The organism is Aeromonas rivipollensis, from assembly GCF_010974825.1.
Taxonomy (GTDB): domain Bacteria; phylum Pseudomonadota; class Gammaproteobacteria; order Enterobacterales; family Aeromonadaceae; genus Aeromonas; species Aeromonas rivipollensis.
The window spans coordinates 69,920-95,168 of sequence record NZ_JAAILA010000005.1; the positions used below are offsets into that span (position 1 = coordinate 69,920).

General features: G+C 59.8%; 25 protein-coding genes. 20 read left to right on the top strand and 5 right to left on the bottom strand.

Translation table 11 applies throughout. The features are described 5' to 3' along the window. Positions 1-13: 13 nt before the first annotated feature. The 6 genes from G4923_RS03255 (at position 14) to mnmE (ending at position 4,848) form a co-directional block, all read left to right on the top strand. The gene (locus tag G4923_RS03255; protein ID WP_106885376.1) at positions 14-748 is read left to right on the top strand and encodes an amino acid ABC transporter ATP-binding protein; all 735 of its coding nucleotides are present in this window, start codon (positions 14-16) and stop codon (positions 746-748) included. Between the two features lie 269 nt (positions 749-1,017). Beyond that, positions 1,018-1,152: a 50S ribosomal protein L34 gene (gene rpmH / locus G4923_RS03260; RefSeq protein WP_005307156.1), complete on the top strand. Its 135-nt coding sequence runs from the start codon at positions 1,018-1,020 to the stop codon at positions 1,150-1,152. After that, the gene (rnpA, locus tag G4923_RS03265; protein WP_025328882.1) at positions 1,152-1,511 is read left to right on the top strand and encodes a ribonuclease P protein component; all 360 of its coding nucleotides are present in this window, start codon (positions 1,152-1,154) and stop codon (positions 1,509-1,511) included. Before rpmH ends, rnpA begins: the two co-directional genes overlap by 1 nt. Beyond that, positions 1,478-1,726, top strand: a complete 249-nt coding sequence (gene yidD, locus G4923_RS03270) for a membrane protein insertion efficiency factor YidD (RefSeq protein WP_010672280.1) — start codon at positions 1,478-1,480, stop codon at positions 1,724-1,726. The genes rnpA and yidD overlap by 34 nt, the downstream gene beginning before the upstream one ends. Before the next feature lie 5 nt (positions 1,727-1,731). Further along, on the top strand, positions 1,732-3,378 hold the full coding sequence (yidC, locus tag G4923_RS03275; RefSeq protein WP_163135492.1) for a membrane protein insertase YidC: 1,647 nt from the start codon (positions 1,732-1,734) through the stop codon (positions 3,376-3,378). 108 nt (positions 3,379-3,486) lie between these two features. Continuing rightward, positions 3,487-4,848 carry a tRNA uridine-5-carboxymethylaminomethyl(34) synthesis GTPase MnmE gene (gene mnmE / locus G4923_RS03280; RefSeq protein ID WP_163135493.1) on the top strand — a complete coding sequence of 454 codons (1,362 nt, stop codon included), beginning with the start codon at positions 3,487-3,489 and terminating at the stop codon, positions 4,846-4,848. A 71-nt stretch (positions 4,849-4,919) separates the two neighbouring features. On the opposite strand, the gene fhuB is transcribed toward mnmE, so the two are convergent. From fhuB to G4923_RS03305, 5 genes are all read right to left on the bottom strand, one after another. After that, positions 4,920-6,902, bottom strand: coding sequence for a Fe(3+)-hydroxamate ABC transporter permease FhuB (gene fhuB / locus G4923_RS03285; protein ID WP_163135494.1), 1,983 nt, complete (start codon positions 6,900-6,902; stop codon positions 4,920-4,922). Beyond that, positions 6,899-7,816 carry an ABC transporter substrate-binding protein gene (locus tag G4923_RS03290; protein WP_420884894.1) on the bottom strand — a complete coding sequence of 306 codons (918 nt, stop codon included), beginning with the start codon at positions 7,814-7,816 and terminating at the stop codon, positions 6,899-6,901. Before G4923_RS03290 ends, fhuB begins: the two co-directional genes overlap by 4 nt. A 13-nt stretch (positions 7,817-7,829) precedes the next feature. Next, on the bottom strand, positions 7,830-8,594 hold the full coding sequence (locus G4923_RS03295) for an ATP-binding cassette domain-containing protein (RefSeq protein WP_163135495.1): 765 nt from the start codon (positions 8,592-8,594) through the stop codon (positions 7,830-7,832). A 54-nt stretch (positions 8,595-8,648) separates the two neighbouring features. Next, positions 8,649-10,295 (bottom strand): multidrug ABC transporter permease/ATP-binding protein, encoded by a 1,647-nt coding sequence (locus G4923_RS03300; protein ID WP_163135496.1) that lies wholly within the window; start codon positions 10,293-10,295, stop codon positions 8,649-8,651. A gap of 61 nt (positions 10,296-10,356) precedes the next feature. After that, entirely contained in the window at positions 10,357-12,465 is a 2,109-nt protein-coding gene (locus G4923_RS03305; protein WP_163135497.1) for a TonB-dependent siderophore receptor, read from the bottom strand. A gap of 385 nt (positions 12,466-12,850) precedes the next feature. Between G4923_RS03305 and mioC the strand changes: the two genes are divergently transcribed. The 14 genes from mioC (at position 12,851) to G4923_RS03375 (ending at position 25,176) form a co-directional block, all read left to right on the top strand. Further along, positions 12,851-13,300, top strand: a complete 450-nt coding sequence (gene mioC / locus G4923_RS03310; protein WP_139745128.1) for an FMN-binding protein MioC — start codon at positions 12,851-12,853, stop codon at positions 13,298-13,300. 508 nt (positions 13,301-13,808) lie between these two features. Next, positions 13,809-15,698, top strand: coding sequence for a tRNA uridine-5-carboxymethylaminomethyl(34) synthesis enzyme MnmG (gene mnmG, locus G4923_RS03315; RefSeq protein ID WP_163135498.1), 1,890 nt, complete (start codon positions 13,809-13,811; stop codon positions 15,696-15,698). Positions 15,699-15,719: 21 nt separating this feature from the next. After that, positions 15,720-16,346: a 16S rRNA (guanine(527)-N(7))-methyltransferase RsmG gene (rsmG, locus tag G4923_RS03320; protein WP_163135499.1), complete on the top strand. Its 627-nt coding sequence runs from the start codon at positions 15,720-15,722 to the stop codon at positions 16,344-16,346. A gap of 27 nt (positions 16,347-16,373) precedes the next feature. After that, a complete protein-coding gene (locus G4923_RS03325; protein ID WP_106885384.1) occupies positions 16,374-17,177 on the top strand; it encodes a ParA family protein in 804 nt (267 codons plus the stop codon). Next, positions 17,174-18,082 carry a ParB/RepB/Spo0J family partition protein gene (locus tag G4923_RS03330; protein WP_163135500.1) on the top strand — a complete coding sequence of 303 codons (909 nt, stop codon included), beginning with the start codon at positions 17,174-17,176 and terminating at the stop codon, positions 18,080-18,082. The genes G4923_RS03325 and G4923_RS03330 overlap by 4 nt, the downstream gene beginning before the upstream one ends. Before the next feature lie 190 nt (positions 18,083-18,272). Beyond that, positions 18,273-18,683 carry an ATP synthase subunit I gene (locus G4923_RS03335; protein ID WP_025328869.1) on the top strand — a complete coding sequence of 137 codons (411 nt, stop codon included), beginning with the start codon at positions 18,273-18,275 and terminating at the stop codon, positions 18,681-18,683. Between the two features lie 8 nt (positions 18,684-18,691). Beyond that, entirely contained in the window at positions 18,692-19,474 is a 783-nt protein-coding gene (atpB, locus tag G4923_RS03340; RefSeq protein WP_025328868.1) for a F0F1 ATP synthase subunit A, read from the top strand. Positions 19,475-19,532: 58 nt separating this feature from the next. Continuing rightward, complete coding sequence (gene atpE / locus G4923_RS03345; RefSeq protein ID WP_010672265.1) at positions 19,533-19,772, top strand: F0F1 ATP synthase subunit C; 240 nt, start codon at positions 19,533-19,535, stop codon at positions 19,770-19,772. A 51-nt stretch (positions 19,773-19,823) separates the two neighbouring features. Beyond that, entirely contained in the window at positions 19,824-20,294 is a 471-nt protein-coding gene (gene atpF, locus G4923_RS03350; protein ID WP_025328867.1) for a F0F1 ATP synthase subunit B, read from the top strand. 13 nt (positions 20,295-20,307) lie between these two features. Then, on the top strand, positions 20,308-20,841 hold the full coding sequence (atpH, locus tag G4923_RS03355; RefSeq protein WP_106885386.1) for a F0F1 ATP synthase subunit delta: 534 nt from the start codon (positions 20,308-20,310) through the stop codon (positions 20,839-20,841). 15 nt (positions 20,842-20,856) lie between these two features. Further along, positions 20,857-22,398: a F0F1 ATP synthase subunit alpha gene (gene atpA, locus G4923_RS03360; RefSeq protein WP_005326253.1), complete on the top strand. Its 1,542-nt coding sequence runs from the start codon at positions 20,857-20,859 to the stop codon at positions 22,396-22,398. Positions 22,399-22,440: 42 nt separating this feature from the next. After that, the gene (gene atpG / locus G4923_RS03365) at positions 22,441-23,307 is read left to right on the top strand and encodes a F0F1 ATP synthase subunit gamma (protein WP_041206629.1); all 867 of its coding nucleotides are present in this window, start codon (positions 22,441-22,443) and stop codon (positions 23,305-23,307) included. A 33-nt stretch (positions 23,308-23,340) separates the two neighbouring features. Then, positions 23,341-24,729: a F0F1 ATP synthase subunit beta gene (gene atpD / locus G4923_RS03370; protein ID WP_042651591.1), complete on the top strand. Its 1,389-nt coding sequence runs from the start codon at positions 23,341-23,343 to the stop codon at positions 24,727-24,729. Between the two features lie 18 nt (positions 24,730-24,747). Further along, complete coding sequence (locus G4923_RS03375) at positions 24,748-25,176, top strand: F0F1 ATP synthase subunit epsilon (protein WP_162520132.1); 429 nt, start codon at positions 24,748-24,750, stop codon at positions 25,174-25,176. The last annotated feature ends 73 nt before the right edge of the window (positions 25,177-25,249 follow it).

Below are 25,249 nucleotides of genomic sequence, written 5' to 3' on the forward strand. Positions count from 1 at the left end.
AAGGAGACCTGTCATGATCAAGTTAACGGGTCTTGCCAAGGCCTATGACGGCAATCAGGTATTGAACGGCATCGATCTGGAGGTGAAGAAGGGGGACATTGTCGTCATCATCGGCCCCTCCGGCACCGGCAAGTCAACCCTGCTGCGCTGCCTGAACCTGCTGGAGACCCCGGATGCAGGCACCCTTGCCATCGACGACCTTGAGCTGGATCTGGCCCATGCCAGCGAGCAGCAGGCCATAGAGCTGCGCAAGCGCGCCTCCTTCGTGTTCCAGAACTATGCCCTGTTCGCCAACAAGACGGCGCTCGACAACATAGCCGAAGGGCTGATCACCGTCTGGAAACAGCCGAAGGCGGAGGCCAGGGCCACCGCCCTTGGCATCCTCAAGGACATAGGCCTCGCCGACAAGCAGGATGCCTACCCGGCGTCCCTGTCCGGCGGACAGCAGCAGCGGGTCGGCATAGGCCGCGCCATGGCGGCTCACTCCAAGGTCATCCTGTTTGACGAGCCCACCTCGGCCCTGGATCCCGAATGGGTCGACGAGGTGCTGGGGTTGATGAAGGAGCTCGCCCGCCAGCACCAGACCATGGTGGTGGTGACCCACGAGATCGAGTTCGCCCGTGATGTCGCCGATCGGGTGATCTTCATGGAGGGGGGCCGGATCGTCGAACAGGGCCCGCCGGATCAGATATTGGTCGATCCCAAGGATCCCCGTACCCGGGAGTTTTTGCGGAAAGTCCTTAAATAGCTCTCTCTTTGGCGGCCTGGCCGCCTTTTTTCTTGGTGGATCCTTGTTTAACCCGGGGTTGCCAGTATAATTCGGGGCCCTTGATCCTCCGGATCCTGCCAGCTTCTCCTGCTTATTGTTGAGCCAGAAGAAGATGAGAGGGAACGGCGGATTGACGAGAAGCCGAACTCTGTTTAGAATTCGGCCTCTTTTGCTAGTCGTCACACGCTATAGCTGGCGCGTCGGCTAAGTGTGACAATCAAAACTGTACAGAAATACGGAATCGAATCATGAAACGTACTTTTCAACCGTCCAACCTGAAGCGCAAGCGCTCTCACGGTTTCCGCGCTCGCATGGCTACCGCCAACGGCCGCAAAGTTCTGGCCGCTCGTCGTGCCAAGGGTCGTGCCCGCCTGGTAGTCTAATGCCTACCCAGCACACCTTCTCTCGGGAGTTACGTCTGTTAACTCCCGAACACTTCAAACGCGTTTTCGCCGAGCCTGTCCGGGCCGCTTCTCCGCAAATTACGCTTCTTGCTTGCCCCAATTCCCTCGAACACCCCCGTCTTGGCCTAGCTGTGCCCAAAAAAGCACTCAAGCGTGCCGTCTGGCGTAACCGTGTCAAACGAGTGGTGCGGGAGAGCTTCCGTCTCAATCAGGCCAATCTGCCCGCTATCGACATCGTCGTCATAGCCAAGGGTGGCGTAAAGGAGATGGACAACGAAGAGCTGTTCAAGTTACTGGAAAAGCTATGGCGCACTCTGTCACGCCGTTGCAATGGGTAGCTATCAAACTGATACGCCTGTATCAGCTAATCATTAGTCCCCTGCTCGGGCCGCGCTGCCGTTTCACCCCGACTTGTTCCCAATTTGCGATAGAAGCAATCCGACTTCACGGTTTCATAAAAGGCGTTTGGTTAGCCAGCAAACGTCTATTAAAATGCCATCCCTTATCCGAGGGTGGTTATGACCCGGTTCCGCAACCAAAGCGAAGAAACTGAAGACTATGGAATCACAACGCAATTTACTCCTGATCGGTTTGCTGTTCGTGAGCTTCTTGCTCTGGCAACAGTGGGAGTCCGACAAGGCTCCGAAGCCGGCCCCGACTACCGTGGCCCAAACCGAACATTTCGTACCTGAAGCCGGTCAGACCGGTGATATTCCTCAGGTTTCCGAGCAAGCCAACGCCACTACCGCACGCAAGCTTGTCACCGTCTCCTCCGACGTGCTCAAGCTGACCCTGGATACCCAGGGCGGTGACATCGTCTCTGCCGAACTGCTGGCCCACAAGCTGGAAGAAGGCAAGGAACAGCCGTTCACCCTGCTGACCAGCCAGCCTGCGCACCTCTATGTTGCCCAGAGTGGTCTGGTCGGTCGCGATGGTCCTGACAGCCAGGCCCAGGGTCGTCCCACCTACGAAGCCGCCCAGACCAGCTACCAGCTGGCCGACGGTCAGGATCAAGTCGTCGTGCCGATGACCTGGACCGACAGCAAGGGCGTGGTCTTCACCAAGGAGTTCGTGCTCAAGCGCGGTGACTACGCCATCGGCGTCGATTACAAGATCGACAACAAGTCTGCCGAACCGGTTCAGGTGCAGTTCTACGGTCAGCTGAAGCAGACCGTGACTACACCGAAGGACCAGGAAGGTCATGCCATGGTGGCCAGTGCCTACCGTGGTGGTGCCTTCTCCAGCGAAGATACCCGCTACAAGAAGTACACCTTCGACGAGATGAAGGATGCCGACCTGAACAAGACCACCAAGGGTGGTTGGGTCGCCATGCTGCAACACTACTTCGTCTCTGCCTGGGCACCGAACGCCGAGGACACCAACAGCTTCTACAGCCGCGTGATCCCGGGTAAAGACCAGGCCATCATAGGCTACAAGGCGCCGCTGGTTGATGTGGCTGCCGGTCAGCAGGCCGAAGTGAGCGGCAAGCTGTGGGTCGGTCCCAAGTTGCAGGATCAGATGGCCAAGGTGGCAAATCACCTGGACCTGACCGTCGACTACGGCTGGCTCTGGTTCATCGCCCAGCCGCTGCACTGGTTGCTGACCGTGTTCCACGGTTTCGTCCAGAACTGGGGCCTGGCCATCATCATGCTGACCCTGCTGGTACGCGGCATCATGTTCCCGCTGACCAAGGCCCAGTACACCTCCATGGCCAAGATGCGCATGCTGCAACCCAAGCTGGCAGCGCTCAAGGAACGCTTCGGTGACGATCGCCAGAAGATGTCCCAGGGCATGATGGAGCTGTACAAGAAGGAGAAGGTCAACCCGCTCGGTGGCTGTCTGCCGATCCTGGTGCAGATGCCCATCTTCATCGCCCTGTACTGGGCACTGATGGAGTCTGTCGAGCTGCGTCACGCGCCGTTCGCCCTGTGGATCACCGACCTGTCGGTGAAGGACCCCTTCTTCGTGCTGCCAATCCTCATGGGTGCCTCCATGTGGTATCTGCAGAAGATGAGCCCGACCACCATCACGGACCCGATGCAGCAGAAGGTGATGCAGTTCATGCCGATCATCTTCACCTTCATGTTCCTCTGGTTCCCGGCAGGTCTGACCCTGTACTGGCTGGTGAGCAACGTCATCTCCATCATCCAGCAGACCATCATCTATCGTCAGCTGGAGAAGAAAGGCCTGCACTCACGCACTTGATGCGCAGCCCATCTTCCCTGATGACAAAAGAGGCGGCCCTGGGGCCGCCTTTTTTATTACAATGTCCGCAATGACCGACCCTATTACCGAACAGATGAGCCAAGCAAGATGACAACAGATACGATCGTGGCCCAGGCCACTGCCCCCGGCCGGGGTGGCGTCGGCATAGTCCGCATCTCAGGCCCCGCCGCCGAACGAGTCGCCGAAATCGTGCTCGGTCGACTGCCCAGGGTGCGTTATGCCGAATATCTGCCGTTCAAGGACGAGCAGGGCCAGCCCCTGGATCAGGGCATAGCCCTGCTGTTCAAGGCCCCCAACAGCTTCACCGGCGAGGATGTGCTGGAGCTGCAAGGCCACGGCGGACCCGTCATCCTGGACATGCTGATCCGCCGTATCCTGCAAATCGAGGGCATACGCCCCGCCCGTCCCGGCGAGTTCAGCGAACGCGCCTTCCTCAACGACAAGCTGGATCTGGCCCAGGCCGAGGCCATCGCCGACCTGATCGAAGCCTCCAGCGAGCAGGCCGCCCGCAGCGCCATGCACTCCCTGCAGGGGCAGTTCTCCGGCAAGATCCAGCAACTGGTGGAAAGCCTCACCAGATTGAGGATCTATGTGGAGGCCGCCATCGACTTCCCGGACGAGGAGATCGACTTCCTCTCAGACGGCAAGGTCGCGGGGGATCTCTACGCCATCATGGACGAGCTGGATGACGTGCGCGGCGAGGCCAAGCAGGGCGCCCTGTTGCGGGAAGGGATGAAGGTGGTGATCGCCGGCCGTCCCAATGCCGGCAAGTCCAGCCTGCTCAACGCCCTGGCCGGGCGCGAGTCCGCCATAGTCACCGAAATCGCCGGCACCACCCGCGACGTGCTGCGGGAACACATCCACCTGGACGGCATGCCGCTGCACATCATAGACACCGCCGGCCTGCGCGATACCCAGGACAAGGTGGAGCAGATCGGCATAGAGCGCGCCTGGGCCGAAATAGAGCAGGCCGACCGGGTGCTCTTCATGGTGGATGGCACCACCACGGACGCGGTCGACCCGCGGGAGATCTGGCCGGAATTTGTTGATCGGTTGCCAAAAAACATCGGCCTCACCGTCATTCGCAACAAGGCCGACCTGACAGGCGAGGATCTGGCACCTAGCCAGGAACTGGGCCACGCCGTCTACCGCATCTCAGCCAAGACAGAGCTGGGGCTGCCCGCCCTGCGCGAGCACCTGAAGGCCTGCATGGGCTTCCAGGGCAACACCGAAGGGGGCTTCATGGCCCGCCGCCGTCACCTGGATGCCCTGGAGCGAGCCGCCGAGCGGCTGCTGGTGGCCAAGGAGCAGCTCGAGGTCTATGTGGCAGGCGAACTGGTGGCCGAGGAGCTGCGCCTGGCGCAGGAGTCCTTGAGCGAGATCACCGGCGAGTTCAGCTCGGACGATCTGCTGGGCCGCATCTTCTCCAGCTTCTGCATCGGCAAATAAACCTGCACGGCAGGCAATGAAAAGCCCGGGATGATTCCGGGCTTTTTTTTGTGCATTTTTTCTTCACAACCCTAGAGGCGGCGCAGGCACCACATGAAGTAAGCGCCCCCTAACAGGGTGGAGACCAGCCCGACCGGCACCTCCTGCGGGAACAGGATCTGCTGGCCGACCCAGTCCGCCAACACCATCAGCAGGGCGCCACACCCAGCCGCACCGAGCAGGTGCCAGCGGGCCCGCACCAGCCCCATCAGCTTGGCCATGTGGGGGGCCAGCAAGCCGGCGAAGGAGAGCGGCCCTATGACCATGGTCGCGCTGGCGGTGAGCACGGCCACCAGCAGCAAGATGATGAGCTGGGCACGGTTAAGACGAATGCCGAGCGCCGTCGCCACCGCAGGCCCCATGGGCATCAGATCGAGCCAGCGGCTCACCAGCAGGCAGGCCGCCAGCATCAGCAGCGCCAACCCTGTCAGGCCATAGGCCACCGGCAGGGTGACGTAATAGGTGGAGCCGGACATCCAGGAGAGCAGCTGCTGCACTCGCAGATCGCCGTTGGCCAGGGCGATGGCCTGCAGCGGCTCGAACAGCGCCGTGATGGCGATACCGGAGAGCAGGATCCGCTCAGGCTGGAAGCCGTGCTTGCGGTTGACCAGCACCAGCAGCAAGAGGCAGCCGAAAGCGCCTATCAGGCCCCCCAGCAGCATCATGGGCAGCGGCAAAGCGGGCAACAGCAGCGCAGTGGCAATAACCCCCATAAAGGTGCCGCCGCTCACCCCCAGCAGCTCGGGGCTCGCCATGGGGTTGTTGCTGACCCGCTGCAGCAGGGTGCCCGCCAGGGCCAGCAAGACCCCGGCCGCGCCCGCCGCCAGGGTACGCGGCAGGCGCCACTCCAGCTGGGCCTGCCACCTGAGCCAGCTCGGCCAGCTCCAGCCGTGCATCCCCTGCCCGACCAGCAGTGAGCCCAGCATGGCAATCCCCAACCCGAGCAGCAGCAGGCCGATAAGGCGAGCAGGTGCGCCATGGCGTGCCACCGTCAGGCCGCTGGCGGCCTTGGGGGCACCCGACTTGAAGGCAAGCCGAGGGATCAGCCAGAGCAGCAGCGGCGCCCCCAGCAGCGCCGTCATGGCCCCGGTCGGGATCAACACCGGCCAGAAGCGGCTCATGGATTGCAGCAGCAGATCGGTGGCCGCCAGCAGCAAGGCACCCAGTATGGGGGCCCACAGCAGGCGCTGGCCGAGCTGCCTCACCCCCAGCAGTCGCACCATGGCCGGCGCCGCCAGCCCGATAAAGCCGATCAGCCCCACCACGCTCACCACGCAGGCGGTGACGAAGACCGCGAGCCCAAGTCCGGCGAAGCGCAGCTGCTTGAGGGAGACCCCCAGACTGCGGGCGCTGGCATCGTCAAGCTCCAGCACACCAAGGGGGCGGACCAGCAGGGCGGCCAGGGCCCCGGCCACCAGCAGCCGCGGCAGCAGGTAGAGGACGCCGCTCCAGCTGTTCTGGGCCAGGGAACCGCTGCCCCACACCAGCAGGCCCTTGAGTTCCTCTTGGAAGAAGAGCAGCAGACCCATGCTGATGGCTGCCAGATAGAGGTTGATCACCAGCCCGGCGAACACGATGACCACGGGATTGAGCTGGCGACGCCAGGCCAGGGCAAACACCAGCCCCATGGCGAGGCTGCCCCCCGCCATGGCGATCCACTCCCTGCCGATCAGCAGCCAGGAGGGAGCGAACAGGGTCACCATCATCAGCGCCAGCTGGGCGCCGGAGGCCACCCCGAGCGTGGTGGGGGACGCGAGGGGATTGCGCAGCACCTGCTGCATCAGGGTACCGGCCAGACCGAGGGCGGCACCGGCCAGCAGGCAGACCACCAGCCGCGGCAACCAGCTGAAGTGGATGACCGCCTGGCGAGCGTCGTCCAGCCTGGGAGAGAAGAGCGCTTGCCACCAGAGGGAGCCCGGCAGCTGGCGCGCCAGCTCACCACAGGCCAGCGCCAGGGTCAGCGCCAGCAGGCAGAGGCCCGGGCGCAGCAAGGGAGAGGAGACGAAAGGGTTCATTGGGCTTCTCCCTTGAGGGCCACGCTTGCCTGCTCCTGCAGGGCCTCGCCGAGCAGGGTGGCGAAACGACGGGCGGCCAGCATGCCGCCGAAACTCCAGGTCGCGGGCAGATGCAGCACGGGCGTGTTCTGTACCAGCGGCAGGTGCTGCCAGAGCCCGGGTTCCTGCAGTTTTTCACTCACCCCCACGGGAATGGGATCCACCACCACCAGCCTGGCCTCGGGAATGGCCAAGAACTGCTCGAGACTGGCCACCGAGAAGCCCCAGGCGTTGGTCTCCCCCTGCCAGGCATTGCGCAGGCCAAGCCGCTGCATCACCGCCTCGAACAGGCTGTGGCGGCCAAACACCCGCACATGGCGCTCGTCGATGAACTGCACCACCAGCAAGGGGGGCAGATCGGCGGGCAGCGCCCCCTTCATCTGCGCCAGATCCCGCTCCAGCGCGGCGAGCTGGCGCTCGGCCTCGGCGGTTCTGTTCACCAGCGCGGCTATGGTCAGGGTCGCCTCACGCAGTCGAGGCCACAGCTCGGCATCGGGTTCATAGAGGGCGATGGACTGCACCGGCGCGATGCGGGACAGGGTCGGCTCAAGCGGTGCCGCCAGCGGGGATATGAGGATGAGATCGGGCTTGAGCTCCGCCAGTAGCTCCCGGTTGGGCTGGGCCCGCAGGCCTATGTCGATCACCTCGGCGGGGAGCCGGGGCTCGCCGACCCAGGCGCGATAGGAGTTCACATCCCCCATGGCCAGCGGGGTCACGCCGAGGGCCAGCAGGGTTTCGGCTATGGTCCAGTCCACGGTGGCGATGCGAGGCACAGTGCTGGTGGCTTCGGTGGCGGTGGTAGGCTGCCCAGCCTGCGCCGCCAGCGGCAACAGCAGGCTGACGAGGCAGGAGGCAATCTTCAGTAGACGATTCAAGAGAGGACCCCGGCTAGACGATGGCGATGGCGTGGTCATGGGCCGGGTGGCGAATGACTTCCATCGGGATGCCATAGATGGCATGCAGGGTCTCGCCGGTCATGATGTGCGAAGGCTCGCCATGGGTCAGCAGACGACCGCTGTGGAGCGCCACCAGTCGATCGCAGAAGCGGGACGCCATATTGATGTCGTGAATGACGATGATGACCCCGAGGTTGAGCTGGCGACTGAGCTGCTTGACGAGCGCGAGCACCTCCACCTGATGAGCCACATCCAGCGCGGCCAGCGGCTCGTCCAGCAGGATGAAGCGACTCTCCTGGGCCAGCAGCATGGCCAGCCAGACCCGGCCCCGCTCGCCGCCGGAGAGGGTATCCACCAGCCGGTCGGCAAACCCCTCGGTATGGGTCAGTGCTATGGCCTTGTCGACCTGGCGGTGATCGGCCTCCCCCATTCGCCCCAGCAGACCACGCCAGGGATAGCGCCCCATCTCCACCAGCTCACGGCCGAGCAGGTTCTCGGCGCTCGGCAGATGTTGTGGCAGATAGGCGACCTGACGGGCGAAGTCCCGGTTGCCCCAGTCGGACAGCGGCTTGTCATCGAACAGTATCTCCCCATCGCTCAGGGGCTGCTGGCGTGCCAGCAGCTTGAGCAGGGTGGATTTGCCCGAGCCGTTGTGGCCGATGAGGCCATAGACCTGACCCTGCTCGAAACGCAGGCTGGTGGGTTGCAGCAGCGTGCGGTCATTGACCGCGAAGCTCGCGGCTTTCATCTCAAACATGATTCATTCCTGTGCTGAAGGGGACAGGCTCTCGCCTCCCCCTTGCGGCCGGTATCAGACCGGCACCTCGCTATCCAGATGGGCGACGGCATCCCGGCTCACCTGCTCGCGCCGCTCGCCAGTCAGCTCGGTGAGGCGGCCCTGACGCATCTCCAGCAGGCGATCCGCCAGGGAGAAATAGAGATCGTCGTGGCTGATGGCGATCACCGTCTTGCCCATCTCCTTCAGGCGCGGTAACAGCACCTGATAGAAGATGCGGCGGAACTGGGGATCCTGATCCGCCGCCCACTCGTCAAACAGCATCACCTCGCGCTGCTCCGCCAGTGCCAGCAGCAGGGCGACCCGCTTGCGCTGCCCCTGGGAGAGATCGATGTTGGCGATGAAGCCTTCCTCTATGACGAGCTTGCTGCCCATCTGCAGCCGCTCCAGCCACTCGGCTACCAGGGCCTCTTTCGGCTCAGGCCCCAGCAGGTGCTGGAACAGGTGGTAGTCGGTGAAGATGGCGGAGAAGAGCGCCAGGTAGGCGTTGCGATCGGCGATGGGCTCACCATCCAGCAGGATCCGGCCAGAGACAGGCTGATAGAGCCCGGTCAGCAGCATGGCCAGGGTCGACTTGCCGGAGCCGTTGCCGCCTATGATGAAGATCTGCTCCCCCCGCTCAATGGTCAGATTGATGGGCCCCACGGCGAAGCCGCCCTCCCCCTGATAGTGAAAGCTCACCTGCTCCAGCTCGATCCGTTGCCAGGCACTGGGGGCCGGTGGCAGCGGGAAGGCGGGTTCCGGCTCGGCCAGATTCAGGGTCGCTATCTTGTCGAACGCCACCTGGGCCGAGATCAGGGTCGGCAGGGCGCCAATGCCCTGCAACAGCGGGGTGCGCAGGAACAGCAGGGTCAGGGCGAAGGTGGCGGCCACATTGGTGTTGGCCCAGCCGAGGCCATTGGCCAGGAAGAAGACCAGGCCTATGGCCCCCAGCATCATGATGTTCGACCAGTTCACCGCGCTCAGGTGATAGGTATCGGCGCGGATGATCTGCTCCCGGTAATCCCGGGCGTTCTGCTCATAGAGCTGGTGGTAGACGAAGTGAGCCCGCTCGCGATTGAGCGCCAGCTCCTTGCTGCCGGCGATGATGGACTGGTAGTTCTGGTAGAGCCTGTCTTCTGCCTGACGCATCTGGGCCAGGTGACGATAGACCCGGTTCACCAGCAGCCAGCCCACCACCATGGTCACGGTGACCCAGAGGGCGGTGACACCGAGCAGGGCGGGAGAGAGCAGGCCAAGGTAGATGATGGAGCCCAGGGTGAGCACCAGCCCCTGCACCAGCTCCGGCAGGCGCACGAAGGCGATGGTGATCTGGCCGATGTCGCTGGAGAGGGAGGCCAGCAGCGGTCCCTGCCCTATCTGGCGAATGCGGGCAACGTCGGTGTCCAGCAGTTGCTTGAGCAGGCGGCCGCGCAACTTGTAGACGAAATGATGACCGAGGGTGGTCAGGGCTAGCTGGGATCCGAGTGTGATCACCAGCAACAGCAGAATGAGGCCGAGCAGTTGGCCCAGGATCGGTAGCGGATCGCCGACTGACTCGATAAGGTATTGATTGATAAAGGCAATGACGCCTATCCCACTCACAGCGCTGAGCAGACTGAGCAGGGTAATGGCGATGAAGGGCCAACGGTATTGGCGGTAAACCAGTGACAAGAGTTCCATGACAGGCCTGTATACAAAAAGAAGGAGGGCGGGAGCTTGAGGCTCCCGCCCGGCCTGTATCTTACCAGCGGTAGTTGACTGAGCCGACTATGCTGCGCGGCTCACCGTAGTAGCAGTAGTAATCACAGCTCGCCACATAGGTGTCGTTCAGCAGGTTGTTGACGTTGACCTGGGCACGCCAGTTCTTGGCGAAGTCATACCCGATCATCGCATCCCACACCGTCTGGGCCGGCACCTGGGCCGAACCGTAGATGGGGTTGTAGTTGGCATCCACGGCACCTATGCCGACGCTGGAGCCGATATAACGTACCCCGGTGCCCACTTCCAGCCCGGAGACCGGACCCTGCTGCACCTTGTAGTTGCCCCAGAAGGAGGCCTGGTGGCGCGGGATCAGGCTGGCCTGGCGATCACCGTTGCCGGTGTCGTTGGTCTTGGCGTCGGTGTAGGTATAAGCAGCGGTCAGGCGCAGCGCCTCTGTGGCCTGCACGCTCCCTTCCAGTTCGACGCCCTGGGAGGTCACTTCGCCAGCCTGGGTCTGCTGACCGGAACCGGTGGAGACCAGCGAGTTGGTCTGCTCCAGATCGAACAGCGCCAGGTTGATGTAGCCATCGAGGAAGCTGGGCGCGTACTTGATGCCGGTCTCGTACAGCTTGCCCTCGAGCGGCTTGTAGGAGTTCTTGGTGTTGGGATCTATACCCGGCAGCACCTCGAACGACTCGGCATAGGCGAAGTAAGGGGAGAGGCCGTTGTCGGCCAGGTACATCAGACTGCCGGAGAGCGAGAGGTTGTCATCGTACTGTTTCTCGTTCTTGCTGGTGGCTTCGCTGATGTTGTGGGTCTCCACATAGTCGAAGCGGCCGCCGGCGGTCAGCAACCAGCGATCGTCCCAACGGATCTGGTGCTGGGCATAGAGGCCGCTCTGGCCCTTGGTGTTCTTCTGATAGGTGGCGGTGGACTCATCGAAACCGGGGAAGCCGCTGTAATCCGGGTTCATGGTATCGATGGATCCCATGCCGTAGTTGTCGGCCTCGACCCCTTCGTTCACGTGACGCTGCAGATCGATCCCCAGCAGCAGAGTCTGCTCGGTGCGATCCGTGTTCCAGTAACCCACCATCTGGTTGTCCATGGTGGCGCTCTTGGTGTCGCCATCCCGGTAGACCAGGCCACGGTAGGCGGTGGTGCCTTCGTAAGTCGGGAAGATATAGGTCTGGCGCAGCAGCAGATCGTTGTAGTTGAAGCGGACGTTCTGCTTGAACTCCCAGGTCTGGTTGAACTGGTGTGCCAGCTCGTAACCGGTGGAGATCTGGGTATTGCGGTTGCGATCGTAATCCGGCTGACTCAGGTTGGTGGCGGGATCGATCTGGCCGCCCGAGGTGTTCAGGGTGCCATAGACGGGGAAGAAACCGTTGGTGGGCACCCCTTCGTCGTGCAGGAAACTGGCCAGCAGGGTGAGGCTGGTGCGATCCGAGATATCCAGGGTCACGCTCGGCGCCAAGTAGGCGCGCTCGTTGTAAGTGCCATCCAGCACGCCGTCACGCTCTTTATAGAGTGCCACCATGCGATAGCGGCTGTCGTCGGTCAGATCGTCGGAGAAGTCGACGCCGACCTGGCGCAGATCCCGGTTGCCCAGTTGCAGATTGACCAACCCTTGCGGGGTCGCGGTCGGACGCTTGCTGATGGAGTTGATCACACCGCCGGGAGGGGCCTCGCCGTAGAGGATGGAGGCCGGGCCTTTCAGCACTTCCACGCTTTCCAGGCCGAAGGGCTCGGGGGTCCACACATAGTAGCCGGTGCCGAACAGACGGTTGCCATCGAGGTACTGGGCAGCATCGAAGCCACGCACCTTGAACCAGTCGGTGTTGTTATCCGAGCCATAGAAACCGGTGAGCACGCCGGAGCGGTAGCGCACTGACTCATCGAGCTGAAGCACGGCGTGCTGATCCAGCTCCTCGCGATTGACCACGGAGACGGCGCGCGGGGTCTCTGCCATGGGCACTTCGACCTTCATGGCGGTGCCGGTGACCACCATGGTTTCAGCCGCCTTGGGCAGCTCTTTATCCGCTTGTTCCGCAGCCAGCACTGGCAGGCTCGCCAGCAGGCAGGAGAGCGGCAACAGCTGGGCCCCCTTCTTTCGCATCACTGCATTTTGGGTATTTTTTTGCGCAATCATATAAGTGTCTCAAATATCAATGAGTTATATTTTGGTTTCTTATTATGGGTGCCCAATGCGGCCGGTCTGCCCGACTCCTTAGGCGAATAAATCGGCACAATGCTACTACAAGAGCCATGATCGAATCGATTCAATAATTGCTAATCATTTGCATCTCTATTGTTACCTGTTGTATCAACGGACGGCATTTCCGGCAGGAAGACTCATTCAGGAAGGTGATCAAAGGGAGGGAACACAGGGGAAGATGAAAAAAGATGGCGAGGGCGGCCTCTGCCATAAAAATCGTGAAGGATCCTTATCCCCAAGCTTTATCCATATTTATCCACATCCTTTGGCGGTAGAATCCCGGCTCTCCGTTTCTTTCGATGACATCAGGATCCATTCCATGGCCAAACTCAATCTTGTCGTCGGCTCCATGCTGGGCGCCGCCGAATATGTCGCAGATCATGTCGCCAACCTGCTGGAACAGGCGGGCCACCAGACCCGGATCCACAACCCGGCCAGCCTGGCCGAGGTGCTGGCGGAGCCGGATGCCATCCTGTTGGTGATCACTTCTACCCATGGTGCCGGCGACGTGCCCGACAATCTTCAGCCCTTCGCCAAGGATCTTGCCGACCAGCATCCGGATCTCAACGCCTTGAAATATGGGGTGATCGGGCTTGGGGACCGCAGTTATGACACCTTCTGCCAGGGTGGCAAGACGCTGGATCGACTGTTGGCCGAGTGCGGCGCCAGCCGGATCGGGGATCGTCTGGAGATAGACGTGACCCAGCACGAGATCCCGGAAGATGCCGCCGAAGCCTGGATCCATGACTGGATGCAGATGATCGCCTGATCAGGGCGCGGGAGATCCGGTAAAAACACCTTGATCTCCCCGCTTATCCCCAAATTCCTATCCACCAGGTTATTAACAGATAGATCCGGGAGAGTTGTTCTACACGGTTACCCACAATGCCCAGGGGTAATGTGCATAACTATAGTGTTAAGCTCTGTAAAACCTATAGTTATCCATGTATGAGATCTTATCCAGTTCTGGTCTGTGTATAAAACCACTGGTTATCCCCCCGTTCACGGCCCTGGGATCCAAGCTTTTCCACAAGCTGGGATCGTCTTTAAACAGATGATCTTTATGATCAAAAAGGGCTTATCAACAGAAATCGTGGATCCTAATAAAAGATCCAGTAAAAGATCGATCTAAAGATCCTTAAGATCTACTAACGGATCCTGCATCCATACTGATCCTGAAGTAGACGTTCCCCTCAAGAGGCTAAACGGATAGAATGATCCGCCCTTCAGCCCAGGCAAATAAAGATCTTCAGGCGTGCAGATCAAGGTGATCCCCAATGCAATACCATGAACAATTTGATGTGATCGTCGTCGGTGGCGGTCATGCAGGAACCGAAGCAGCAACAGCGGCCGCCCGTATGGGCCTGAATACCCTGTTGCTGACCCACAACATCGATACGCTGGGACACATGTCCTGTAATCCGGCGATCGGCGGGATCGGCAAGGGACACCTGGTCAAGGAAGTGGATGCCCTGGGCGGGATCATGGCGCAGGCCATCGATCTTGGCGGGATCCAGTTCCGTACCCTCAACTCCTCCAAAGGGCCCGCGGTGCGTGCCACCCGTGCCCAGGCGGATCGCCTGCTTTACAAGGCCGTGGTGCGCCAGACCCTGGAAAATTACCCGAACCTGAAGATCTTCCAGCAAGCCTGTGACGATCTCGTCATGGACGGGGATAGTGTCGCCGGCGTAGTCACCCAGAGCGGGATCCGCATCAGCGGCAAGACGGTGGTGCTGACGGTAGGGACCTTCCTGAACGGCCTGATCCACATCGGGATGGAAAACTACAAGGGCGGCCGCGCCGGGGATCCTCCCTCGATCGCCCTGGCCCAGCGTCTGCGCGAGCTGCCACTGCGTATCGATCGGCTCAAGACAGGCACGCCGCCACGCATCGATGCCCGCACCGTGGATCTCTCCGTGATGCAGCAGCAGCACGGTGACGATCCTCGTCCCGTCTTCTCGTTCATCGGCAACGCCAGCCAACACCCCCGTCAGGTGCCTTGCTACGTTACCCACACCAACGAGAAGACCCACGAGGTGATCCGCAACAACCTGGATCGCAGCCCCATGTACGCCGGGGTGATCGAGGGGATAGGCCCCCGTTACTGCCCGTCGATCGAGGACAAGATCACCCGCTTCGCCGACAAGACGGCGCACCAGATCTTCGTTGAGCCGGAAGGCCTGACCACCCACGAACTCTACCCGAACGGGATCTCCACCAGCCTGCCGTTCGACGTGCAGGTGCAGATCGTCCGTTCGATCCGTGGCTTCGAGAATGCCCACATCACCCGCCCCGGCTACGCCATCGAATACGACTTCTTCGATCCGCGGGATCTCAAGGCCAACATGGAGAGCAAGTGCATTCCAAACCTCTTCTTCGCCGGCCAGATCAACGGCACCACTGGCTATGAAGAGGCGGCCGCCCAGGGGCTGATGGCCGGTCTGAACGCCGGTCTGCGCGCCCAGGGCAAGGATGCCTGGCATCCCCGCCGGGATCAGGCCTACATGGGCGTGATGATGGACGATCTCTCCACCCTGGGCACTCGCGAGCCCTACCGCATGTTCACCAGCCGCGCCGAATACCGTCTGCTGCTGCGGGAAGACAACGCCGATCTGCGCCTGACCGCCATTGGTCGCGAGCTGGGCCTGGTGGATGACCATCGCTGGAGCCTGTTCAACACCAAGATGGAGCAGGTTGAGCAGGAGCGTCAGCGCATGCGTTCGACCTGGATCCACCCGCAGCACCCGTCGCTGGAGGCGGTCAACGCTCTGGTCAACACCCCCCTGACCCGGGAGCAGAGCCTGGAAGAGCTGCTGCGTCGCCCCGAGGTGACCTACGATGCCCTGATGGCCATCGAGGGGGTCGGCCCGGCGCTGGAAGACGCGGCCGCGGCGGATCAGGTGGAGATCCAGATCAAGTACGCCGGCTACATCGAGCGCCAGCACGACGAGGTGGAGAAGCAACTGCGCAACGAGAACACCCTGTTGCCGCTGGACATGAACTACCGCGACGTGAACGGTCTCTCCAACGAGGTGATCGCCAAGCTGAATGATGCCAAGCCGCAGACCATAGGTCAGGCCTCCCGCATCTCCGGCATCACCCCGGCGGCCATCTCCATCCTGCTGGTTCACCTGAAGAAACACGGCCTGCTGCGTAAAACCGCCTGAGGATCCTTACCGTTGGAAAATATGCTGGAAAGATTGAACGGCCTGCTCATGCAGGCCGGTATTGTTATCACCGACACTCAAAAGACCCAGTTGGTGCAGTTGGTTGAGTTGCTGCACAAGTGGAACAAGGCTTACAATCTCACCTCGGTGCGAGATCCGGACGCCATGCTGGTCAAGCACATCCTCGACAGCCTGGTGGTGAGCCCTCACCTGCACGGTGAGCGTTTCATCGATGTGGGCACAGGCCCGGGTCTGCCCGGCCTGCCGCTTGCCATCATCAACCCGGACAAGCAGTTCGTGCTGCTCGACAGCCTGGGCAAGCGGATCAACTTCATCCGCCAGGTGATCCAGGAGCTGGGGCTGACCAATGTGACGCCCGTCAAATCCCGGGTGGAAGAGTATCAACCCGAGGTGGGCTTCGATGCTGTACTCAGCCGGGCCTTCGCCTCGCTGGAGGACATGCTGAACTGGTGTCACCATCTGCCGTCACCCGAGGGCAGCTTCTTGGCGCTCAAGGGACAATACCCCGAGCAGGAACTGGCACAGTTGCCTGCCAGCATTCGTCTGGTTGCCACCCATCAGCTGGTGGTGCCCGAACTGGAAGGCGAGCGTCATCTGCTGGAGTTTAAAGCCATCCAGCCCGAATAGGGCCGCCGTATTCATTTAGGGGATAGTGTGGGAAAAGTCATTGCCATAGCCAACCAGAAGGGTGGAGTGGGTAAAACCACCACCTGTGTGAATCTGGCCGCCTCCCTGGCCGCTACCCGGCGCAAGGTGCTGGTGATCGATCTGGATCCGCAGGGCAATGCCACCATGGGCAGTGGCATCGACAAGTACGAAGTCGAACGCACCGCCTATGAACTGCTGATCGACGATGCTCCCATCAACGAGGTGATCATCCCCGAGACCTCGGGTGGCTATCACCTCATCGCCGCCAATGCCGATGTGACGGCGGCGGAAATCCGTCTGATGGAGTTCTTCGCCCGCGAGATCCGCCTGCGCAACGCCCTGGCCTCGGTACGGGACAAGTACGACTACGTCTTCATCGACTGCCCGCCTTCTCTCAACATGTTGACCGTCAACGCCATGGCCGCCGCCGACTCTGTGCTGGTGCCCATGCAGTGCGAGTATTACGCGCTGGAAGGGCTCACCGCACTGGTGGATACCATCAGCAAGCTGGCGGCCGTCGTCAACCCGGAGCTGAAGATCGAGGGGGTGCTGCGCACCATGTTCGATCACCGCAACCGGCTGGCCAATGATGTGTCCGATCAGCTGAAACAGCATTTCGGGGACAAGGTCTATCGCACCATCATCCCCCGCAACGTTAGACTGGCGGAGGCGCCGAGCTTCGGTGCCCCGGCCATGCACTATGACAAATCATCGGTGGGGGCCAAGGCCTATCTGGCCCTGGCTGGCGAGATCCTGCGTCGTCAGGAGCAGGAGTCTCAGCCGATCACCGCAGACCGAGAGAGCATATGACGCCGAAGAAACGTGGGCTGGGCAAGGGGTTGGATGCCCTGCTCAGCACCAGCACGGCCGCCCGCCAGAAACAGGTGATGAGCGACCAGCGTACCGAACAGGCCATGGCGCCCACCAACCAGGGCGAGCTGCGCAAGCTGCCGCTGGAGTGGCTGCAGTCCGGCAAATACCAGCCGCGCAAGGACATGTCCCAGGATGCGCTGGAAGACCTGGCCAACTCGATACGGGCGCAAGGCGTGATTCAGCCGATAGTGGTACGCTCCATCGGGGATAATCGCTTCGAGATCATCGCAGGTGAGCGGCGCTGGCGCGCGTCCCAGCTGGCCCGGCTCGAGGTGGTGCCCTGCATCGTCAAGGACGTGCCCGACGAGGCCGCTGTTGCCATAGCGCTGATTGAGAACATCCAGCGCGAGGATCTCAACGCCATCGAAGAAGCGGTAGCTCTGCAGCGACTGCTGACCGAATTCGAGCTGACCCACCAGCAGGTGGCCGAGGCGGTGGGCAAGTCCCGCACCACTGTCACCAACCTGCTGCGCCTGAACCAGCTCAACGAGGACGTGAAGCGGTTCGTCGAGCACGGGGATCTCGACATGGGCCATGCCCGCGCCCTGTTGGCCCTGAGCGGCCCGGCCCAGTCCGAGCTGGCCAAGCTGGTCGCCCAGAAGGGGCTGACGGTGCGAGATACCGAGAAACTGGTGCAAAAAACGCTGGAACCGGCAAAAACCAAGGTCGAGCCCGTCCGCGATCCCCAGTTTGGTTACCTAGAGCGCCAGATTTCAGAAAAAATTGGCAATCAGGTACAGCTTCAGCCGGGCAAGAAGGATAGCGGCAAGTTAGTAATAAGTTACGATAACTTAGCGGATTTGGACCGGGTATTGGGCTATTTTGGTCTGTCAGAATCGTGATTTTTACGCTTTTTGTAGTAATAAAACATCCATTCCTTTCGATATGAACATAACCTTAATTTCGCGCGGAAAGCCGCAAAAATTAAGGATTTTTGCCATGTTGCAATAGCCGTCTTCACGGGTATAATTTGACCGGCTTTTCGAGCTGTGAACCTGGGGTCTTCGGATCCCGATTTTTTACAGTTCTGTAATGTTCAGGGGTAGGTTGGTGAAACAGAAAGTAGCCTTGGAAGGTTTGACGCTAGCCTTGGCTATGCTCGTTTGTCAGCTCATCCTGATCCTGGCGATCAGTTCCGTCTGGTTTTATCAGACCGGGGCGTTTGCCGGACGTTCTTCCCTCTTCGGGGGGGGAATGTACTGGGTTCCTCAAGCCTTGTTCACTCTCTGGGTTCTGCGCCGCAAGGTGACGAAAGAGAGCGTGGGCCTGGTTTTGCGGGACTTTTATGGTGGGGCAGGGATTAAGCTCATTACTACAACAGGACTTTTCGCCCTGATGTTTGGCTCCGGGATCGAGGTCGATACCGTCTCGTTCTTCGCCACTTATATCCTCGCCCTCGTTGTACAGTGGATAGTTTCATTCACGCTTAACAACCACTATTAGGAAAACTCATGTCTGCAACCGGAGAAGTCCTGACTCCTCAGGGATATATCTCCCACCACCTGACCCACCTGCAAGTCGGGTCCGGGTTCTGGACGGTGAATATCGACTCAATGATATTTTCCGTCTTGCTAGGCGCCCTGTTTATCTGGTCGTTCCGCCGCGTAGCCGTCAAGGCCACCAGCGGTGTGCCCGGTAAGCTGCAGTGCTTTGTGGAGATGCTGGTCGAGTTTGTGAATGGTAACGTCAAAGACATCTTCCATGGTCGGAACCCGGTCATCGCACCGCTGGGACTGACAGTGTTTGTCTGGATCTTCCTGATGAACTTCATGGATCTGATCCCCGTTGACTTTATCCCTCACGCTGCACAGTTGATGGGTGTTCCCTATCTGCGTGTGGTTCCCTCTGCTGACGTTAACATCACCATGTCCATGGCTTTGGGCGTGTTCTTCTTGATCCTGTACTACAGCATCAAGGTCAAGGGTATCAGTGGATTCGTGAAGGAGCTGACGCTTCAGCCTTTCAACCATCCCGCTGCCATCCCGGTTAACTTCATCCTTGAAACCGTCACGTTGATTTCCAAGCCTGTTTCATTGGGTCTGCGACTGTTCGGCAACATGTATGCTGGCGAACTGATCTTTATCCTGATTGCGGGTTTGTTACCCTGGTGGTCACAGTGGATCCTGTCCGTGCCTTGGGCAATTTTCCACATCCTGATCATCACTTTGCAGGCGTTTATCTTCATGGTTCTGACCATCGTCTATCTGTCGATGGCGCAAGAAGACCATGGTTGATGCAACTCAAATAATCCTTTTTATACAATCAATTACATCTAAATAAATGGAGATCCTCATGGAAAACTTGAACATGGACCTGCTGTACATCGCTGCTGCAATGATGATGGGTCTGGCGGCTATCGGCGCCTCCATCGGTATCGGTATCCTGGGTGGCAAGTTCCTGGAAGGTGCTGCTCGTCAACCGGACCTGATCCCTGTTCTGCGTACCCAGTTCTTCATCGTCATGGGTCTGGTGGATGCGATCCCGATGATCGCCGTTGGTCTGGGTCTGTATGTGATGTTTGCGGTTGCCTAAGTCGTCACGACTCACGCAGAACCCATTAACTAACTTAAGAGGACATCGGCTGTGAATATCAACGCCACCCTCCTCGGCCAAGCAATTGCTTTTTTCATCTTCGTAGTGTTTTGCATGAAGTACGTATGGCCGCCGCTGATCGCTGCCATCGAAGCCCGTCAGAAAGAAATTGCTGATGGTCTCTCTTCTGCCGAACGTGCCAAGAAAGATCTGGATTTGGCCAAGGCCAACGCCACCGATCAGCTGAAAGAAGCCAAGCTTCAGGCTGCTGAAATCATCGATCAGGCCAACAAACGCAAGGCCCAGATCATTGATGAAGCCGCTGTCGGAGCTCAAGCAGAGCGGGAAAAAATCCTGGCTCAGGGCCGTGCAGAGATCGAAGCTGAACGTCATCGTGCCAAAGAAGAACTGCGCAAGCAGGTTGCTGCTCTTGCCATCGCGGGTGCAGAGAAGATCCTGGCACGCCAAATCGACCAGGCTGCCAACAGCGACATCGTCGACAAACTGGTAGCAGAACTGTAACGGGAACGGGGCTATGTCTGAACTGACTACAATCGCTCGCCCCTACGCCAAGGCTGCTTTCGAGTTTGCCGTTGAGCACAAGGCGGTTGACCAATGGCTGGAGATGCTCGGTTTCGCCGCACAAGTGGCCGAGAACGAGACCATCCATGACCTGGTAAACGGCTCCGTGGCCGCCGAAGAACTGGCAAATCTGTTTGTCGGTGTCTGCGGTGAGCAGCTCAACGAGCATGGTCAGAACCTGATCCGGGTGATGGCTGAGAATGGTCGCTTGGGTGTGCTGCCGGCTGTCGTTGCTGAATATGTCGCGCTCAAGGCTGAACTGGACAAAGAAGTTCAGGCTGACGTGATTTCGGCGATCGAACTGACCGACCAGCAGAAGGCCGCTATTCAGGCTTCTCTGGAACAACGTCTCGCGCGCAAAGTGAAGCTGAATTGCAGCATCGATGCGTCCTTGATGGCCGGGGTGCTCATCAAGGCCGGTGATCTGGTTATCGACGGCACGGTCCGCGGTAAGCTGGATCGCATGGCCGACGCGCTGCAATCTTGATTGGGGTATTAGAGCATGCAACTGAATTCCACTGAAATCGCCGAGCTGATCAAGCAGCGCATTGCGCAGTTTGATGTCAAAAGCGAAGCGCGTAACGAAGGTACCATCGTCTCTGTGAGCGACGGTATCATTCGTATCCACGGTCTGGCCGATGCCATGCAGGGTGAAATGATCGAGCTGCCGGGTAACCGCTTCGCTCTGGCATTGAACCTGGAGCGTGACTCCGTTGGTGCCGTTGTCATGGGTCCCTATGCCAACCTGGCGGAAGGGATGAAAGTAAAAGGTACCGGCCGTATTCTGGAAGTGCCGGTCGGTCGTGGTCTGTTGGGCCGGGTGGTCAACACCCTGGGTCAGCCGATCGACGGTAAGGGTCCGGTAGACAACGACGGCTACTCGCCGATCGAAGTCATTGCCCCGGGCGTTATCGAGCGTAAGTCTGTTGACCAGCCAGTCCAGACCGGTCTGAAAGCCATCGATGCCATGATCCCTATCGGTCGTGGCCAGCGTGAGCTGATCATCGGTGACCGTCAGGTTGGTAAGACCGCCATCGCGATCGACACCATCATCAACCAGAAAGACTCCGGCATTAAGTGCGTCTACGTTGCGATTGGCCAGAAGGCCTCCACCATCGCCAACGTGGTGCGCAAGCTGGAAGAGCACGGTGCCCTGGCCAACACTATAGTGGTCGTAGCTTCTGCCTCCGAAGCGGCTGCCCTGCAGTACCTGGCTCCCTATGCCGGTTGCTCCATGGGTGAGTACTTCCGTGACCGCGGTGAAGACGCGCTGATCATCTATGATGACCTGTCCAAGCAGGCCGTAGCCTATCGCCAGATCTCCCTGCTGCTGCGCCGTCCGCCAGGACGTGAAGCTTACCCGGGCGACGTCTTCTATCTGCACTCCCGTCTGCTGGAGCGTGCTTCCCGCGTCAACGTCGAGTACGTCGAGAAGTTCACCAAGGGTGCCGTGACTGGCCAGACCGGTTCTCTGACCGCGTTGCCGATCATCGAAACCCAGGCCGGTGACGTGTCTGCGTTCGTTCCGACCAACGTGATCTCCATCACCGATGGCCAGATCTTCCTGACCACTCAGCTGTTCAACTCCGGTATTCGTCCGGCGGTTGACCCGGGTATCTCAGTATCCCGTGTGGGCGGTGCCGCTCAGACCAAGATCGTCAAGAAGCTGTCCGGTGGTATCCGTACCGCGCTGGCCCAGTATCGTGAGCTGGCGGCCTTCGCCCAGTTCTCTTCCGATCTGGACGATGCGACTCGCAAGCAGCTGGACCATGGTCAGAAAGTGACCGAGCTGATGAAGCAGAAGCAGTACTCTCCGATGAGCGTGGCTCACCAGTCTCTGGTGCTGTTCGCCGCCGAGAAGGGCTACCTCGCCGATGTCGAACTGAGCAAGATCGTCGACTTCGAAGCCGCTCTGCTCTCTTACGCCAATACCCAGCATGCTGAGCTGATGGCTGAAATCAATGCCAAGGCCGACTACAACGACGCGATCGTTGGCAAGCTGACTGCGTTGCTGGATAGCTTCAAGGCAACCCAGACCTGGTAAGCGTGTGTGGCAGCGCAAGCTGCCACCTGATGGAGAGAAGAGATGGCCGGCGCAAAAGAGATACGTAACAAGATCGGGAGTGTGAAAAACACTCAGAAGATCACCAGCGCTATGGAAATGGTGGCAGCCAGCAAGATGCGCCGTGCGCAGGAACGCATGTCTGCCAGCCGTCCGTACGCTGAAACCATGCGCAAGGTGATCGGCCATATCGCTCAGGGGAACTTGGAATACAAGCACCCCTACCTCATCGAACGTGAGGTCAAGCGAGTGGGTTACATCGTCGTCTCCACCGACCGTGGCCTGTGTGGCGGCCTGAACATCAACCTGTTCAAAGCCGCCCTCAACGATATGAAGCAATGGAGCGCGAAAGGTGCCAAGGTTGACCTGGCACTGATCGGTAGCAAAGCCTCCAACTTCTTTGAGCGGCACGGCGCCAAGGTGAAAGCCCATGTCTCCGGACTGGGTGACAACCCGAGCGTCAATGACCTGATTGGTTCAGTCAAGGTCATGCTGAAGGCTTACGACAACGGTGAGATTGACAGGCTGTATCTGGTGTACAACAAGTTCGTCAACACCATGGTTCAGCAACCAAAAGTCGATCAACTGCTGCCTTTGCCCGTAACAGAAGACAGCAAGCTCGCCAAGAAACACCACTGGGATTACCTCTATGAGCCGGATCCCAAGCAGCTGCTGGATACCCTGTTGATTCGCTACGTCGAATCCCAGGTGTACCAGGGTGTGGTAGAAAACTTGGCAAGTGAACAGGCAGCCCGAATGGTTGCCATGCAAGCCGCGACTGACAACGCCGGCAACCTGATTAACGATCTGCAACTGGTGTACAACAAGGCCCGTCAGGCCAGTATTACCCAGGAACTGACAGAGATCGTATCCGGTGCTGCTGCGGTGTAAGGCAAGGGTTATCAAAGGTTTAGAGGATTTGACATGAGTAACGGTTTCATCGTCCAAATCATCGGCGCTGTTGTGGACATCGAGTTCCCGCAGAATGCCGTGCCCCAGGTGTACGATGCACTGAAAGTCATCAGCGAAGGCCAAGGCCAGGGTCTGGTACTGGAAGTTCAGCAACAGATCGGCGGCGGCGTCGTTCGTTGCATCACCATGGGTTCCTCCGACGGTCTGCGTCGTGGGTTGGAAGTAGTTAACAGCGGCAAGGCCATCCAGGTACCGGTTGGTACCTCGACCCTGGGTCGTATCATGAACGTACTGGGCGAGCCCATCGACGAGAAGGGTCCGATCGGCGAAGAAGAGCGTTGGTCCATCCACCGCGAAGCCCCCAGCTACGAAGATCAGTCCAACAGTGCCGAGCTGCTGGAGACCGGCATCAAGGTTATCGACCTGGTTTGTCCGTTCGCCAAGGGTGGTAAGGTCGGTCTGTTCGGTGGTGCCGGTGTAGGCAAGACCGTCAACATGATGGAGCTGATCCGTAACATCGCGATCGAACACAGTGGTTACTCTGTATTCGCCGGTGTGGGTGAGCGTACCCGTGAGGGTAACGACTTCTACCACGAGATGATGGAGTCCAACGTACTGGACAAAGTATCTCTGGTTTACGGTCAGATGAACGAGCCGCCCGGAAACCGTCTGCGCGTCGCGCTGACCGGTCTGACCATGGCCGAGAAGTTCCGTGACGAGGGTCGTGACGTGCTGTTCTTCGTGGACAACATCTACCGTTACACCCTGGCCGGTACCGAGGTATCCGCACTGCTGGGCCGTATGCCTTCTGCAGTAGGTTACCAGCCGACCCTGGCCGAGGAGATGGGTGTTCTGCAAGAACGTATCACCTCCACCAAGACTGGTTCCATCACTTCAGTCCAGGCCGTTTACGTGCCTGCGGATGACTTGACCGACCCGTCTCCGGCGACCACCTTCGCCCACCTGGATGCGACCATAGTTCTGTCCCGTCAGATCGCGGCACTGGGTATCTACCCGGCCGTTGACCCGCTGGACTCCACCTCCCGTCAGCTGGATCCGCTGGTGGTAGGCAAGGAACACTACGAGACCGCTCGTGGTGTGCAGATCGTGCTGCAGCGCTACAAAGAGCTGAAGGACATCATCGCCATCCTGGGTATGGATGAACTGTCAGAAGAAGACAAACTGACCGTATCCCGTGCCCGTAAGATCGAGCGTTTCCTGTCCCAGCCGTTCTTCGTGGCCGAAGTATTTACCGGTTCTTCCGGCAAATACGTGCCGCTGAAAGAGACCATCCGTGGTTTCCAGGGCATCCTGAAAGGCGAGTACGACGATCTGCCCGAGCAGGCGTTTTACATGGTTGGCAGCATCGACGAAGTCGTCGAGAAAGCCAAGAAACTGTAAGCCTCGATAGGAGGGCCCATGGCTGAGATGATCTCCTTTCACCTGGATGTGGTGAGCGCCGAAGGGAAACTGTTTTCCGGTCGCGTGCAATCGGCCCAGGTAACAGGCTCCGAGGGTGAGCTGGGTCTCCGCCACGGTCATGCTCCGTTGCTGACTGCCATCAAGCCGGGCCTGGTCCGCTTGATCAAGCAAAATGGTAGCGAAGAGGTGTTGTACATCTCCGGCGGTATGCTGGAAGTGCAACCCGAGTCCGTGACCGTGCTGGCCGATACCGCCATTCGTGCCAAAGACTTGGATGAGGCGAAAGCCCAGGAAGCCAAGCGTCGTGCCGAAGAGCGGATCCACAGCTCCCATGGTGATATCGACTATGCGCAGGCATCTGCCGAGCTGTCCAAAGCGATGGCCCAACTGCGGGTTATCGATATCGTCAAAAAGAATTACCGCTAATCACGGTGATGCAAAAAGCGACCTTCGGGTCGCTTTTTTTTTGCCCGTTGGATAGACTCCGCCGGGTATTTCC

Excerpts from the sequence above, each read along its gene's own strand:
- G4923_RS03255 (WP_106885376.1), top strand. The coding sequence starts at position 14 with ATGATCAAGTTAACGGGTCTTGCCAAGGCCTATGACGGCAATCAGGTA.
- rpmH (WP_005307156.1), top strand. The coding sequence starts at position 1,018 with ATGAAACGTACTTTTCAACCGTCCAACCTGAAGCGCAAGCGCTCTCAC.
- rnpA (WP_025328882.1), top strand. The coding sequence starts at position 1,152 with ATGCCTACCCAGCACACCTTCTCTCGGGAGTTACGTCTGTTAACTCCC.
- yidD (WP_010672280.1), top strand. The coding sequence starts at position 1,478 with ATGGCGCACTCTGTCACGCCGTTGCAATGGGTAGCTATCAAACTGATA.
- yidC (WP_163135492.1), top strand. The coding sequence starts at position 1,732 with ATGGAATCACAACGCAATTTACTCCTGATCGGTTTGCTGTTCGTGAGC.
- mnmE (WP_163135493.1), top strand. The coding sequence starts at position 3,487 with ATGACAACAGATACGATCGTGGCCCAGGCCACTGCCCCCGGCCGGGGT.
- fhuB (WP_163135494.1), bottom strand. The coding sequence starts at position 6,902 with ATGAACCCTTTCGTCTCCTCTCCCTTGCTGCGCCCGGGCCTCTGCCTG.
- G4923_RS03295 (WP_163135495.1), bottom strand. The coding sequence starts at position 8,594 with ATGTTTGAGATGAAAGCCGCGAGCTTCGCGGTCAATGACCGCACGCTG.
- G4923_RS03300 (WP_163135496.1), bottom strand. The coding sequence starts at position 10,295 with ATGGAACTCTTGTCACTGGTTTACCGCCAATACCGTTGGCCCTTCATC.
- G4923_RS03305 (WP_163135497.1), bottom strand. The coding sequence starts at position 12,465 with ATGATTGCGCAAAAAAATACCCAAAATGCAGTGATGCGAAAGAAGGGG.
- mioC (WP_139745128.1), top strand. The coding sequence starts at position 12,851 with ATGGCCAAACTCAATCTTGTCGTCGGCTCCATGCTGGGCGCCGCCGAA.
- mnmG (WP_163135498.1), top strand. The coding sequence starts at position 13,809 with ATGCAATACCATGAACAATTTGATGTGATCGTCGTCGGTGGCGGTCAT.
- rsmG (WP_163135499.1), top strand. The coding sequence starts at position 15,720 with ATGCTGGAAAGATTGAACGGCCTGCTCATGCAGGCCGGTATTGTTATC.
- G4923_RS03330 (WP_163135500.1), top strand. The coding sequence starts at position 17,174 with ATGACGCCGAAGAAACGTGGGCTGGGCAAGGGGTTGGATGCCCTGCTC.
- G4923_RS03335 (WP_025328869.1), top strand. The coding sequence starts at position 18,273 with ATGTTCAGGGGTAGGTTGGTGAAACAGAAAGTAGCCTTGGAAGGTTTG.
- atpB (WP_025328868.1), top strand. The coding sequence starts at position 18,692 with ATGTCTGCAACCGGAGAAGTCCTGACTCCTCAGGGATATATCTCCCAC.
- atpE (WP_010672265.1), top strand. The coding sequence starts at position 19,533 with ATGGAAAACTTGAACATGGACCTGCTGTACATCGCTGCTGCAATGATG.
- atpH (WP_106885386.1), top strand. The coding sequence starts at position 20,308 with ATGTCTGAACTGACTACAATCGCTCGCCCCTACGCCAAGGCTGCTTTC.
- atpA (WP_005326253.1), top strand. The coding sequence starts at position 20,857 with ATGCAACTGAATTCCACTGAAATCGCCGAGCTGATCAAGCAGCGCATT.
- atpG (WP_041206629.1), top strand. The coding sequence starts at position 22,441 with ATGGCCGGCGCAAAAGAGATACGTAACAAGATCGGGAGTGTGAAAAAC.
- atpD (WP_042651591.1), top strand. The coding sequence starts at position 23,341 with ATGAGTAACGGTTTCATCGTCCAAATCATCGGCGCTGTTGTGGACATC.
- G4923_RS03375 (WP_162520132.1), top strand. The coding sequence starts at position 24,748 with ATGGCTGAGATGATCTCCTTTCACCTGGATGTGGTGAGCGCCGAAGGG.